The following is a 14,366-nucleotide window of genomic DNA, read 5'->3' as shown; positions in this document are numbered from 1 at the left end:
TGCCACCTGTTCCGGCGACCAGCACTGTCGCAAGTACCCCAGCACTTTCTCCCGCAAAACGTCATCCCGTTCCAACTTGCCGCCTCCCCAGCGCCGCGCCCATGCCTGTTCGGCGGCATACCCCGCTTGGTAGCCGTCACTTTGAGTCCCATTGCGTTTTACCTCCCGCGAAATCGTCGATGGCGCGCGATCCAGAGCTGCAGCAATTTGCCGGTACGAGTGTCCCGCGGTGTGAAGTCGGGCCACTTCACACCGCTCTTCAATGGTAAGCTGACTGTACTGTGTTCCCATGGCAACACCTTAGCAAAGTGTTGCACTTCGTTTGTGAGTCTAGCGAATCCATCTTCTCTCTTCGTCCGAGTGCAGAGCACTCCCAGAGGCGGGGGACAAGCCCCTGCGCTACATTGATTCTCCTTTGCACCCAATGGAAATCTCCTGCCGCAGTGCAGTTCGTCATTGCCCCTCGCCAGTCAAGCATTGGCCCGTCTTGTCCTGCGCAAGCGGGAACCCATCCTTTGGCGCCTATTGCGCGCGGTACATGCTATGGAACGGTGCAGTAGCTGCTGCGCAACATTGCTCTTTTTCTGCTCGCAAAGCGTTCTAAGAAGCGGGGGACAAGCCCCCGCGCTACGAGGAGTGTGTGATCCCTCACCCGAACCCTCTGCCCAAGGAGAGAGAATTACCCCGTAGTGCGGGACATCCTTTTGCGTAGACTCTATCATGAAATGTTTAGAAATTTGGCAGAATTTGCCAAATCATGTCGGCAACCTCGTCAGCCCCGAGCGCCGCGCTCACCACACGCCAGCGGTCGGGGTCCGATTCGGCGAGTGCGTGGTAGCCAGCGGCAACCTTGAGGTGAAATTCCACGTCGAGGCTGTCCATGCGATTGGTCGACCCGTCGCCGCCGGCGCCGAAGCGACGCTGCAGCCCGTCCTCCACGGGCAGATCGAGCAGAATTGTCAGGTCGGGCGCCAGGCCGCCGGTGGCAAATGCATTAATCGAACGCAACGTCGTCAGGTCCTGCCCGCGGGCGTAGCCCTGGTACGCAAAGGTCGAATCGCTGTAGCGGTCGCAAATGACGACGTGCCCGGAGTCGAGCGCCGGCCGGATGACCTCGTGCACAAGCTGTGCCCGCGAGGCGCACATGAGAAGCGCTTCTGTGTGGGGATGGATCTCGACGTTTTGCCGGTCGAGCACAACGCCGCGAACGCGGTCGCTGATGGGCGTGCCGCCCGGCTCGCGGGTGGTCACCACCGTGCGGCCGGCCCGCCGCAGACGCTCGGTAAGCCGCTCTACTTGGGTGGTCTTGCCGGAACCCTCCACGCCCTCGAACGTTATAAAGTAGCCCTGCGGGGTGTCTGCCATACGATCTCCATCCCACATACGCTTGGACTATCATTCCGAGCGTAGCGTCGAACAATGTTCGCGGAATTAAGAGTGCTGAAGCCACTTTACTGGGTGAAGCATTGACCCTAGATTCCTCGCTGCGCTCGGAATGACATGTGTGGTCGACACAGTCCAGTGAGTAGAAGCTTTTTTCAATGACTTACGCAACACATACCGGAATGACATAGGCTGTCAGCGAATTACGCAACGCATACAGGAAAGACATGAGTCGGACGCCATACGTTACACTCCCGCCAGTGCCCGCGCCACTTGGATGAGCGCCTGCACCCGTTCAGGAGAGTCCGCCTCGGCGTAGATGCGCATGATCGGCTCCGTGCCGGAGAAGCGCACGCAGACCCACGCGCCGTCGCGCAGCGTATAGTGGAACCCATCTTCTGTGCGGCGTGCGACGACTTCGCCATTCGCGATTTTCGTGGGCACGTGCGCTTGCATGCGCGCCGTGATATTTTCTCGCTCCTCCTGCGGGAAGTCCAGGTCCAGGCGGTCGTAGCAGTGGGGACCCACCAGGCTGAACAGGTGTTCCACTATATCCGTGGGCGCGCGGCCGGACTGCACCACGTAGTCCAGCAGGAAAAGCCCTGCCAAAATGCCGTCGCGTTCCGGCACATGGCCGCGAAAGGCGTAGCCGCCGCTCTCCTCGCCGCCCAGCAGCGCATCGGTCTCCAGCATCTTCGGGGCCACGAATTTGAAGCCCACCGGCGTTTCGTGCACGGGCACGTTGAAGTGCTCGCCAAGGCGGTTGAGCATGGAACTGGACGTGAACGTCTTGACTATCGGTCCGCGCTGACCGCGCACTTCGAGCAGATAGAGCGCCAACAGCGACATTACCGTAAGTTGATTCAGGAATTCACCTTTTTCATCACACGCGCCGAGGCGGTCGGCATCGCCGTCGGTTGCGAGACCTAACCGCGCCCCCATTCTCGGTACCAGGCTGAAGAGGTCCTGCAGGTTTCCCGGTATCGGTTCAGGGTTGTGCAAGTTGGGGAACATGGGATTGCGTCTGTTATGGAGATCAAACACCCGCAGGGAGCCGCCTTGCAGGATGTTGCTGAACCAATCGCATCCGGCGCCAAACATGGCGTCTACCACCAGCGTGCCGTCCCAAGCGCGCAGACCCTCGAGATCGAGCAGTTTACTGATGTGCGTCAGGTACGCCGGCGCGGGGTCAAACTGCTCGTGGAGGCCCTGACTCTGCGCTTCGGCAAGTGACAGCGAGCGCACGTCGCGGGGATGCAGCGTGCTCACGATCTCCTCAATTTCGGCCAGTTCCTCTGGCGGAGTTGCACCGCCGTACCCGGAACGTACCTTATATCCCTGGTAGTCGAAGGGGTTATGGCTCGCCGTAAGGGTTATTCCGCCGCCGGCCCGGCGGTTGACGATGGCGTGGGCGAAGACCGGCGTAGGCGTGGGCACATCGGCAAGAGCAACCGGAATGCCATTGCCGACCAGCACCTCGGCTGCGGCCGCGGCAAACATCTCGGCATTGAACCGGGTATCGTAGGCTACGACCAAGCCGCGTTCCGCCGGTTCCGGTTGGGCTTTCAGCCAATGCTGCGCGACCGCCTGCGTAAGCAAACGCACGTTTTCGACCGTGTAGTCGTCGCCGATTACGGCGCGCCAACCGTCGGTACCAAATCTAATTGCTGATGAACCCATATTGGTTTCAGTGCTCCTTAACAGAGATGGCAGGAAGTGTGCTCATTGTATTCGTGAGTCTTATTGGAAATTGGAATCAGCCCGCACTTGAAATCGCCAATAGTCCAGGGTATCCAGTAAGGTCTGTTCCAGAGGAATAGTTGTACGCCAACCGGTCTGCTCCTGGAATGCGCGCGGGTCTGCTTGGAGAATCGGCAGGTCGCCGGGTCGCAGGAGCGTCGGGTCGGTCTCCACCCGCACCTCTACCTGCGTGAGGCCCAACATGATCTGCAGCATTTCGTCAATCGAACGTGCGGCGCCGGAGCCAATGGTGTAGACGGCGCCGGGTGTCCCTTTTTCCAGCGCCAGCCAATAGGCGCGAGCCACGTCACGCACGTCGGTGAAGTCGCGCTTAGCGCTCATGTTACCCACTGTTAGGTTCGGCGGGCGCAATCCCGCCTCCATCTCCGCCAATTCCCGCGCAAAGCGGGCGATGACGAAGTCCGGCGCCTGGCGGGGTCCGATGTGGTTGAACGGACGCACCCGCACGCTGGACAACCCGTGACTCTGCCAATACTGCAACGCCAGCATGTCCTGCCCGACCTTACTCACCGCATACGGATCAGCGGGGCGCAAGGGCGCTGTTTCGCTGACAGGGATGTCTTTCTCCTCCACCATACCGTAGACGTTGCTCGAACTCACCACAAGCAGCCGCGCCGCCGGCACGTGCTGCTGCATCGCCAGGATGACGTGCAGTTGTCCGAGGATGTTGGTGGTGAGGGTCGCGGCTGGGTCTTGCCACGCGGTCGGTACGTGCGCCTGGGCAGCGAGATGGAAGATCCTGTCCGGCCGGATAGCGGCCAGCGCGGCTTGCATGCCGTCTTCGTCAACGATGTTCGCACTATGGAGTTGCACGCGATCGCCCAGGTGCGCGAGATGCGGATGCGGCCCCGGCGTGTGCGCCAAGCCCCATACGTCGGCCCCTTGCGCCACGCACACGTCCGCGAGGTGGCTGCCCGCAAAGCCGGTGATGCCGGTAATGAGTACACGCATGGGGGCGGCTTCTCGCATCACGTGAAGGGGTGGATTCCTGTGGCGATTATACGCGGCAGTGATTGGCTGCGGCAACCGCAGTGGAACCCTATTACTCAGGCTACTCAGGCGCTGCGTGCGCGTTGCTAGGTTCGGCAGTGCTTGGTTCCGGAGCGTGGTCGAAATATAGTGCTTTGACCGCGAAGAGCGTGGTCAAAATCGAGTCGACGAGGATGCCGAGGCCGAATAGCAGCATTACGCTTAGAAAGTCCGGCTCCCACAACCCCGAGACGTAGAGCAGAAAAGCAATAGCGTAGACCGTTCCGTTCGTGATAATTGATTGATAGGCCATGTACCGGGTCTTGCCGAGCCCGTAGAATAGGCTATCCGTAACGGTGTTGAACGAGAACAAAACGTACGGGACAAAGAGCACGGCAAATGCCGTTGTAGCGTATGCCACTGTAGCCTCGTCCGGATTGAGCGCCCTGGCGGCCATCTCCCAAAATGGCACGAAGAGAAGCCAGACAACCATCATCATCGCCACAACGATCAACGAAGTGTGCCAAAGTTGCCGTACACGCTCTATCTTGGCGCTGTTGTTTGCGAACAGCGCCTTGGCTGAATCCGCGAAAGCCAGCACCGGCACCAGCATGAAGCTCCAAAAGATTTGAATGGACAGGTAGTAGCCTCCGATCTCTTCGGTGCCGATCGAGTTGACAATTCGGATAATCATCACGAAGTAGGCAACGTTCCTGACCAAGCTGTCCAGCCCACTACCTGCGCCTACCCCGACATAGGTACGAATGTCCTGAAACGTCGGCTTAGCTAAGAGTGCCGATGCAGAGACTCCCATGGTAGTCAGCAGCGCGTACATCGCGACCGCAAATAGCAGTATGCTGGCCAAGATAGACGACCAGGCGACGCCGAACACGCCGGTTCCCAACGAAAAGGCATACCCGCCGAAGAAGAGACTATCGAAGGCGAATCTGACCAAAACGTTAAGAAAGGCCATGCCCAAAATCAGCGCCCTCTTGTTCAATGCTTGCAAGATGACCATTGCCGCTGCGAATAGAAGAACGAAAGGCGTGCCAAGTACAGTGACGCCCAAGAAGTCTCTCGTCTCCGCTTGAATTGCCTGAGGCGTAGCAACGATCTCGACGAAATTGCCGCGAAAAGCAAAAGCGGCCACGGTAAAGACGGTGGAGACAACGAATATGAAAACAAGGACACTCTTCAGACGGTCCAACTGCACCACGGCGCTGCTGGCAATGCGGCTGCCGACGAAGAAGTAGATGGCAAGAACCGTCGCTTCCTGAAAGACTTCAATCACGAGATTGACAAACTGCCACTGGGCCACGATCGCCAGAGCGCCAGGATCCGGGATGGCATTGCCGATCAGGTGGACGCGATAGAGCTGATAGACGCCCGGCAGCGCAAGAAAAAGGAAAATGAACGTGAAGAGTCGCCAGTCCCAGAGCGCCAAGTGCGCACGTATTTGGCGAAACATACTAACTTGCGTTGACATACGTTTAGTATAGTGGAAGCGCCAACAGTGTCTAGAGCTTGTCTCATAAATACATCGCTCCGTAGACTTGCCCTTCGACAGGCTCAGGGCGAACGGAAAAGGTAAATCTCGTTCGTGCTGAGCCTGTCTGTCCTGAGCCCTTCGACAAGCTCGGCACAGGCTTGCCGAAGGATCGAAGCACGATTCGGCTTATCGAGTCGATTTCCGCGTCGGCCTTTAGTCAAATGCCGGGCGATTTGAGAGATAGCAGGGCAGAATTACGAGGTAACCCGCCACTGGGGGCGTTTACAGCTTCTGTGCCTGGTAGAGGTCTTGGAACAAGCCCGGCTGCTCGCGCAGCGACCTGGGTGCGCCTTCTTGCACCAGTTTCCCTTCATCGAGCACGAGAATCCTGTCGGCGCGCATCACGGTGACCAGCCGATGCGCCACGACAATGGTGGTGCGACCCCGCCGGGCAGTTTCAAGAGCGGCACGTATCTCTAGGTCGATGAGCGCGTCCAGGGCAGAAGTCGCCTCGTCCAGCAACAGGATGCGCGGCTGTTCCACGATGGCCCGGCAGATCGCCATACGCTGCCGTTCGCCGCCGGATAAGGCCAGACCGCGCTCTCCAACATGCGTATCGTAGCCTTTCGGCAGCGACTCGAGGAAGCCGTGGAGCTGCGCGGCCTTGGCTGCCGCGACGACATGCTCGCTGGGTAGCTGGCGGGAAGGGTACACGAGGTTTGCAAGGATGCTGTCGTTCCAGAGGAAGACGTCCTGTGGCACAAGGCCGATCATCCCGCGCAGGTGGGAGAGTGGCAGTTCTTCAACAGGCGTACCGTCCACCAGGATCGCTCCGGAACGCGGTTCGTAGAAGCGCAGCAGGAGATCGATGACTGTGCTCTTGCCGCCCCCGCTCGGACCCACGACGCCGATGAATTCACCAGGTTCAACGCGAAAAGACACATCTTCCAGACCGAAACCCTCCCGGCCGTAGTCGAAAGAGACATCTGAAAATTCGATGGTGGCGCCGCTTGGACTAGTTGTGTCTTGTGCGGTTACCGCATCATGTGAATCCGTTCGTGCTGAGCCCCTCGACAAGCTCAGCACAGGCCCTTTCGAAGCACGAACGGATTCGTCATTCTCGCTCGGGAGACTGAGCAGCGAGTCGATCCGCCCGGCAGCGGCTTTGGCCTGGCCGGTGCTTATGTAGCCGTCCAAGATGCCCTCCAATGCGATATAGGCGCGCGGCACGTAGATGATGAAGGCTACCAAGCCGCCGATGCTCAGCCGACCGTTAATCACCTCGTATGCGCCGTAGCCGTACACTAAGCCAACCGCGAAGTTCTGAATGAGGTCCAGCGGCAGCGTTAACACCAGGTTGTGGAAAGTAACGATCTTTGCTTTGATGCGCCAGTCGGCCTTGATCCACTCCAGCCACCGCGCTTTCTCATGCGGCTCCGCAGTGTGGGCACGGATGGTGCGCATGCCGGGAATCACGTCTTGCAGGTAGCTCATGGCATGTTCTCTGCTCTGGTGCAATTCCCCGTCCATTGCTTCCGCATAGTGCTGCATCCGTTGCGCAAAGAGGTAGGAAAGCGGAAAGGCGATCAGGCTGACCAGCAACAAACGGCCGTTGAGAAAGAACATGACGCCCAGCGTTCCTAGCAAGAGCACGGCGTTCGTGAACATGGGGAGCAACTCATTGCTCACGTACACCTCGCCGATTTCGCCACAGACTTTGGTTATGGTGCGAATGATGCGCCCACTTGCGATTCGCTCAAGGTCTTGCATCTTCACGTACAAGGTATGGTTGAAGAGCGCCCGCCGGAGCGACTGCGAGACCGCTTCGCCAATGTTGGCGCGCAGGTAGTTTTGCACCGCCCCCAGCGCCATTGTGATCAGCGGAAAAGCAATAATGCCAATTAGCAACGGCACAATCAAGGCAACATTGCCTGTAGGAATCGCCTCGTCGATGAGGCGCTTGACGAGCAATGGAGTGACGAGACTAACGCTAGTGCTCACGATGACAAGCGCGATGATGCCCGCGATGAGGTGCCAATGGGCGCGCAGTTGCCGTGTGACAACTTGGTAGGTCGTATGGTTTCGCTTGATGGTATACCCTCCTGAAATCAGTTTGCTACTCCGCGTTAGTAAGCCCTCCTTTCGAGGAACAACAGCGGTGGCATCGGGCTGGCGACGCCGACCGCTGCGATAAGGGTGGGTCAAGAGGCTCTGGTTGTTCCCTCATTTTGGTGGAGCGACTGCTCCTGACATGACGGAGCTTTACTCTCCATTGGATGGAGCGGCTGCCCGTCGACTTTCCCCCTTCTGCCTGCGGACGTGACCGTTGTCCACCGACGTGAAGCACACTGTTTGTCTTTGGGGCGAAGCGGCTGCTCGTCGCCAAGACCCTCTTTCACCCTCTCCCTTGATGGGAGAGGGCCGGGGTGAGGGTGATTCGCGACGAGACAAACGCCCGTCCGGCCGTTTCAGAGAGTGGATCGCCTAGCCCTGCGCATCAGTGCGGGGCACAAAACAGCCAGTATACGCGGCAGGCGAAATTCGTAAAGAATCCGTCCAACATACCCCGTTTTGGCGGCACATGTGCGCGTGTACCGTCAAGGTGGTATACTGTTAACACGAATGAGACAAGCTGCGGTGTATTGCAAACACTGACATGACAAAACAAAACACCCGGGTCAATTGCCCGGGTGTTTATTCATTTAACGACAGAGAGAGTGGCTGGTACTTACTTTTCCATCAAGAACCGGACCCTACCGGCTCGTCTTCTCGCATTTCCAGATACACGGCGTCGGCCAACACGCGGTCTCGCATGTGGGGCTTGATGCTGCGGAAGGTCGTTACGTCAACGCGTCGTCCGAAGAGCTCCTCCAGATAGAAACAGAGGTCCATGTAGCCTACCAGCGTCAGAAACGATTCGGCCAACTCTACCAGCACATCCACGTCACTCTGCGGAGTGGCCTCATCTCGTGCCACCGACCCATAGAGCGCGATCTTCTCTACGCCGAGACGCTTGAGTTGCAATCGGTTTGCTGCGAGCTTGCGCAGGGCGTGTGAACACGTTAGCGTTCTTGGCGGCCTCATTCTAGATGTCATCACATATCTTCCCACAGCGTAGTAGAGACCAAACCCATTCCGCAGAATACGTAACCGCCCTCTTCTTCATGGCAGTTTATACTCCTGCGTTTGTTATCCTACTCAGGATAGTGTAATAATCATACTTGAAAGATCGGAAAAGCAAGCATCACGATGGACGTACGCTTCGCGGACAACGCCCTAGCAAGGTTGGAGACCGAACTTTCTTTCCGTGGAAGATGGCCGCGAGCGGTAGTGAGAGCGTTTCGCAAACGTATGCAGGCTATACGCGCAGCCTCCGACGAGCGGGTATTCTACCGTTTGAAGTCCTTTCACTACGAGAAATTAGCAGGCGCGCGCAGCCATCAGCACTCTATGCGCTTGAATAACCAATTCCGGCTAATAGTTGAGTATGAAGGAAAGCCGCCCAATAAGATTGTCGTAGTGATTGCGATCGAAGACTATCACTGAGATAGCAGCAAAGAGGAGGGCACTATCACATGCCCAAGAGGACGGTAGCTGAGGCGTTTCCACCTGGGGAATTCATACAGGACGAACTGGAGTCTCGCGGTTGGTCGCGCACCGACCTGGCAAACATCATGGGTCGTACTGCGCGCCTCATAGATGAGATCATCGCTGGCAAGCACTGCGTTTCACCGGACATAGCCAGAGAACTTGGCGATGCGTTCGGCACGGGCGCGGACTTCTGGCTGAACCTCGAAGCAGCGTATCGACGTCATACGCCGTTGCAGACAGGGGATCATGGCAACCGCCGGCAGGAAGAGCGGCAGGTCGTGTAGGCCGCGGCCTTATCGATGCGTTCCCACCAGCACCTTCGATTCCAGCAGCACCTCCAGCAGCGCATCCAAGCCGTCGCGCCATTTCTCTTCCTGACGTCCCACGTGCCAGCGGACCACGTTGCGGGTCAGGCGCACGTCGCTGCCAAACTCCTTGAAAACGCGCATGCGGTCGAACACGCGCTCCTCGCGGAAGCGGATCACGAGCACGTCGTCCTCGAAGGCCAGCGAGAGGATGCCGTTCTCCGCCGCGCGGGCACGAAGCCGCAAGAGCGCCAGGATGTTCTTCACCGCCGGCGGCGGGGGTCCGAACCGGTCGCGGAGTTCTTCGGCAAAGGCTTCCGTATCCGCCCTGCCCTTCAGCGCAGCCGCCCGTTGGTAGAGCTTCATCTTGGTGCCCACGCCGCCCACGTATTCGTCCGGTATGTAGGCGGCAAGCGGCAGATCGACAACGGTCTCCAGGGCTTGCTCCGGCGGCAAGTCTTCTTTGGGCTTCTGGCCGAGCATGGACTGCACCGTCTGCTGGAGCATCTTCGTGTAGAGGTTGAGGCCCACGGCGTTCACAAAGCCGTGCTGCTCGGATCCCAGCAGGTTGCCGGCGCCGCGAATCTCCAGGTCCCGCAGCGCGATCTTGAAGCCTGCCCCCAGTTCCGTAGCTTCCATGATGGCGTCCAGCCGCTTTTCGGCCTCTTCCGAAAGTTGCTTCACCGGGTTATAGAGAAAGTAGGAATAGGCCTGCACGTCGGCGCGGCCCACGCGTCCCCGCAATTGGTAGAGCTGCGCCAGCCCAAAGCGCCAGGCGTCATTGACGATGAGGGTGTTCACGCGCGGGATGTCCAGGCCGTTCTCGATGATGGTTGTGCTGACCAGAATGTCGAACTCGCCCTGCACGAAGGCGTGCATCACCTTCTCCAGGCGGTCGGATTCCATCTGGCCGTGGCCTACCGTCACCCGCGCCGTCGGCACGAGTTCGCGCACGTGGTACGCCAGTGAATAGATTGTCTCGATGTCGTTGTGCACCATGAAGACCTGCCCGCCGCGATTGAGTTCCCGCTGGATCGCATCGCGGACCAGGTCGTCATTGAAGGCGGTGACGTAGGTCTTGACCGCCAGACGGTTGGGCGGCGGCGTCTCGATGACGCTCAAATCACGGATGCCCGCCAGCGCCATGTGCAGCGTGCGGGGAATAGGCGTCGCGGAGAGCGCCAGCACGTCCACCTGCTTGCGCAATTGCTTGAAGTGCTCTTTCTGCGCCACGCCAAAGCGCTGCTCTTCATCGACGATGACGAGCCCCAGGTCTTTGAAATCAACGTCTTTGGAGAGCAACCGGTGGGTGCCCACGGCAATATCGAGCGTGCCTGCGCCGAGGTCTGCCAGGTGCTGCTTGATCTCTTTCGGCGTGCGAAACCGGCTGACCAGACCCACCCGCACGGGAAACGGCCGCAGGCGGCTGCTCAACGTCTCGTAATGCTGGAGTGCGAGCACGGTAGTGGGCACGAGCACAGCGACCTGCTTGCCGTCGGCCACCGCCTTGAACGCGGCGCGGATCGCCACCTCGGTCTTGCCGAAGCCCACGTCGCCGCAAATGAGGCGGTCTGTGGGTTTCGGCTGCTCCATATCGGCCTTCACTTCGGTAATGGCTTTCTCCTGGTCCGGTGTCTCCGCGTAAGGGAAGGCCTGTTCGAGTTGCCGCTGCCAGTCGGTATCGGCGGCAAAAGCGTGTCCGGGTTCGGACTCGCGGGCAACGGCGACGTCCACGAGGTCGTGCGCCATATCCACCACCGACTGCTGTGCGCGCTGCTTGGCGCGTTGCCACTCCTGGGTGCCCAAGCGTGATAGATTCGGCACGCGCTCGCCCATGCCGATGTACTTTTCCACCCGGTCCATGTGGTCGGTGGGCACGTAGATGCGGTCGTCGCGGGCGAACTCCAGCACCAGATATTCGCGTTCGCCGGAAGGGCCGGGCATGCGGCTGATGCCGGCAAAGCGTCCGATGCCGTGGTCCACGTGCACCACGTGATCGCCAACCTGCAGTTCGTCCAACAGCCGCTGACCGCGCACGGAGGGCCGCAGGCGGGCCGCCGTGGGCGGCCGCTTCCAGCCGAAGATCTCGGCGTCCGAGAGCACGAGTAAGTTCGCTTGCTCGCAGCGAAGACCTTCCGCCAGTGAGAGCGGCACCACGCTGATGCTGCCCGGCGGCGGTGAACTTGGCAGTGCCTCATAAACTATGGGTGCGAGGTCGTATTCCAGGAGAATCTCAGTAACGCGCTCAACTTGCGTTGTAGCCAGCACGACGCGCATGCCCTGCCCGCTAAACTGCGCGACGCCCTTTGCCAGCCGTCCGGGACGACCGGCGTAGACCGGCAACACGTCGAGACCGTCGCTCTCATCCTCAATTTGGTCGCGCACGTCGAGTAGGGCGTATGCGTCTATCTGCTCTTGCACCGTGGCAGACGCATGATAGGATTCCGGCCAGTCGGCGGAGAGTTCGCCACCAGCAATAAGCCTGCTCTTGCGTTCAGCGGTCTGGGCTTCCAAGGCGGAGGCCGCGTCTTGCAGGTGTGCCGCATCTTCCATGAACAGCAAGCCATGCGGCAGGTAGTGAAGCAGATTGGAGTCGAGAAAGGGCATGGTGTAGAACGACGCGTGCTCAAAGAACACGCCCTCTTCCAACAGGCGCAAGTGGCGCTGCCATTGTTCGCGCACTTCCGGACGCAGGCCGCTGTGATCGAGCGCACGCACGTCGGCGGCAAAATCGGCGCTGCGCCACGTCGGCACTTCATTGGCAGGCAGGACGGAGAGAGCGGTATGCTGCGCCGTGCTCCGCTGGGTTGAGACGTTAAAGGGGCGCACCGAGTCGATCTCGTCGCCGAAGAATTCGATGCGGATGGGGTGGTCTTCCGACGGCGGGAAGATGTCCACAATACCGCCGCGACCGGTGAAGGTGCCGGGCTCTTCAACTTGCGGCATGGGCTCGTAACCAAAGCGAAGCAGGCGATTCTTGAGCGCTGCCGGGTCGGTGCGCTGCCCCGGCGCCAGCACGAGCACGTGTTCGCCCAACTCCGCCGGCGACGGCAGCCGCTCGAACAAGGCGCGTACGGAAGTGACGACCACCGGATAGTCCCCGGCAGGCATGTTGGCGCTTTGCCCCGCCAACAACGCGCCGAGCACGGCGATGCGCGCGCTGAGCGTGCTGGAGAAGTGGGGCAGGTTTTCGTAGGGCAGGTAGTCGAGTTCCGGGTAAAAGAGCACGTTCGCCGGCTGCGGCGACCACGAGCAGAGCTCCTGGTAAAAGCGGTGCGCCCGGTCGCGGTCGGCACAGAGCATCAGCAACGGCTGCGCCGCTTGCTGCTGGGCGAGGGCAGCCAGTACCGGCCGCGCCCCCGCGCGGCATGCTACCTGCTGCGAACTGCTTGCCTTTAGCCAGCGCTGCGCCTTCTCCGCCCACGGCAGAGGGGCCAGGAGCGCGCGAATGCCATCAAGATTCATCTACGCTGTTTCCTGCATGCATGCGAGGTTCCTGTGCACGTCGCAATAGCTTATCGGTATTGAGGGCGGACCGCAGGAGTTCTTGCGTGTCATTTTTGAGCGCCTCATGTGTGATTCCGAGCGCTTCACTTGTCATTCCATGCGCCTCAATTGTCATTTCGAACGCCTCACTTGTCATTTCGAGCGCAGCGAGAAATCTAAGAACTCCCGGCCTCAACCCAGCGATTTTGCATTCCACGGGGTGGAAAGGCAAGGGGGCGTTCGATTATAGATGATGTACAGCTTGAGTGCCACTTCCGGTTTGTCGTAACCAGGTCGGCAAACTACGCCTCCGGCGGCGCTGCCGGCTGCGGCTCTTTACAAGAGCTCGTCTGAGCGGCTGCCTTGGCGCGGCTATTGAAGCGCGTCATAGTCTTTTCTAGACCCTCAGAAACAAGGCTCAGCGCGGCTTCCACTGTCCGCTCTATCGTCTTTTCGATCTCGGGCTGCTCTTCCGGCAAGAAATCGCTGAGCACATGGACAATTGGGTCCATTCCTGCCGGCGGACGTCCCACGCCGATGCGCAGGCGCACGAATTCGCGGTGGCCCAATGCGTCAATGACTGATTCGACGCCGCGATGCCCGCCGTGGCTACCGCCGGCGCGGAGGCGCAGACGCGCGAACTCCAGGTCTATATCGTCGTAGACCACCGCAATGTTGTCCGATGGGATCTTATAGAATCGCGCCGCCGCGGCGACGGCAGAGCCGCTCGAGTTCATGAAAGTAGTCGGTTTGAGAAGCAGCATGGTATTCCGGCCCACCGTCGCTTTACCAAACCAGCCGTTAAAGCGCCGGTCCGAGACGGATACGCCGGTCTTGGCCGCAATGCGGTCGAGCACGTGAAAGCCGACGTTATGGCGGTTGGCGGCATATCTCTTCTCTGGATTACCCAGCCCGACGATGAGCCAGCGGGTGGGGTCTTCCGGTGTGAGAATCATCTGAATACCTGTATTAGCTTTTCAATACCTATGTCTTCTTGAGGATTCCCCTCATGCCCGTTTCGAGAACGGGGCAGGCTCTACCCCTCTCCCCAGGAGACCTTTGTGCAACTCAAGCGGTAGCGAAATAGTTCCCTCTCCCTCGACGGGAGAGGGCTAAGGTGAGGGTGGATCTCCTGAAATCTCTCCATATGCACACCGATTCTGCCCTGATACGTCTTGGCACTGCCCAGCGTAAAGGGCCATCGTAGCAAAAAGACCCCCTCACCCCGGCCCTCTCCCCTAGAGGTTGTCTCAATATTCTGGTGCGGGGCACGGAGAATGGGGAGAGAAGGACAGACAGATGGCGGGTGGGATGAACAAGACGGTGCCAGTGTCGGGTCTGTCCTTGGGGCGACGCTGGGCTAGACCCAGACCGCCACAGGG

At 59.6% G+C, this 14,366-nt stretch carries 11 protein-coding genes; 2 read left to right on the top strand and 9 right to left on the bottom strand.

Annotated elements, in window-relative coordinates:
* The 7 genes from OXE05_07295 to OXE05_07265 all read right to left on the bottom strand — a co-directional run.
* On the bottom strand, positions 1-291 hold a 291-nt coding region (locus OXE05_07295; GenBank protein ID MCY4437124.1), incomplete at its 3' end, for a helix-turn-helix domain-containing protein.
* Positions 292-729: 438 nt separating this feature from the next.
* Complete coding sequence (tmk, locus tag OXE05_07290; protein ID MCY4437123.1) at positions 730-1,365, bottom strand: dTMP kinase; 636 nt, start codon at positions 1,363-1,365, stop codon at positions 730-732.
* Positions 1,366-1,629: 264 nt separating this feature from the next.
* Positions 1,630-3,063, bottom strand: a complete 1,434-nt coding sequence (locus OXE05_07285; GenBank protein ID MCY4437122.1) for a phosphoglucomutase/phosphomannomutase family protein — start codon at positions 3,061-3,063, stop codon at positions 1,630-1,632.
* Between the two features lie 60 nt (positions 3,064-3,123).
* Complete coding sequence (locus OXE05_07280) at positions 3,124-4,095, bottom strand: GDP-mannose 4,6-dehydratase (GenBank protein ID MCY4437121.1); 972 nt, start codon at positions 4,093-4,095, stop codon at positions 3,124-3,126.
* Between the two features lie 100 nt (positions 4,096-4,195).
* On the bottom strand, positions 4,196-5,581 hold the full coding sequence (locus OXE05_07275) for an MATE family efflux transporter (GenBank protein ID MCY4437120.1): 1,386 nt from the start codon (positions 5,579-5,581) through the stop codon (positions 4,196-4,198).
* A gap of 303 nt (positions 5,582-5,884) precedes the next feature.
* Positions 5,885-7,807, bottom strand: coding sequence for an ABC transporter ATP-binding protein (locus OXE05_07270; GenBank protein ID MCY4437119.1), 1,923 nt, complete (start codon positions 7,805-7,807; stop codon positions 5,885-5,887).
* A gap of 534 nt (positions 7,808-8,341) precedes the next feature.
* Positions 8,342-8,698, bottom strand: coding sequence for a nucleotidyltransferase family protein (locus OXE05_07265; GenBank protein ID MCY4437118.1), 357 nt, complete (start codon positions 8,696-8,698; stop codon positions 8,342-8,344).
* 153 nt (positions 8,699-8,851) lie between these two features.
* On the opposite strand from OXE05_07265, the gene OXE05_07260 reads away from it, so the two are divergent.
* The gene (locus OXE05_07260) at positions 8,852-9,148 is read left to right on the top strand and encodes a type II toxin-antitoxin system RelE/ParE family toxin (protein ID MCY4437117.1); all 297 of its coding nucleotides are present in this window, start codon (positions 8,852-8,854) and stop codon (positions 9,146-9,148) included.
* Positions 9,149-9,177: 29 nt separating this feature from the next.
* On the top strand, positions 9,178-9,477 hold the full coding sequence (locus OXE05_07255; GenBank protein MCY4437116.1) for a transcriptional regulator: 300 nt from the start codon (positions 9,178-9,180) through the stop codon (positions 9,475-9,477).
* A 9-nt stretch (positions 9,478-9,486) separates the two neighbouring features.
* On the opposite strand, the gene mfd is transcribed toward OXE05_07255, so the two are convergent.
* Together mfd and pth are read right to left on the bottom strand one after the other, a co-directional pair.
* The gene (gene mfd / locus OXE05_07250; GenBank protein ID MCY4437115.1) at positions 9,487-12,963 is read right to left on the bottom strand and encodes a transcription-repair coupling factor; all 3,477 of its coding nucleotides are present in this window, start codon (positions 12,961-12,963) and stop codon (positions 9,487-9,489) included.
* Between the two features lie 323 nt (positions 12,964-13,286).
* A complete protein-coding gene (pth, locus tag OXE05_07245) occupies positions 13,287-13,940 on the bottom strand; it encodes an aminoacyl-tRNA hydrolase (GenBank protein MCY4437114.1) in 654 nt (217 codons plus the stop codon).
* Positions 13,941-14,366 lie beyond the last annotated feature (426 nt).

The sequence above is a fragment of the Chloroflexota bacterium genome (assembly GCA_026710945.1).
Taxonomy (GTDB): domain Bacteria; phylum Chloroflexota; class UBA11872; order VXOZ01; family VXOZ01; genus VXOZ01.
Note: the sequence above shows the minus strand (reverse complement) of the source record. Positions and strands in the feature narration are given on the sequence as shown.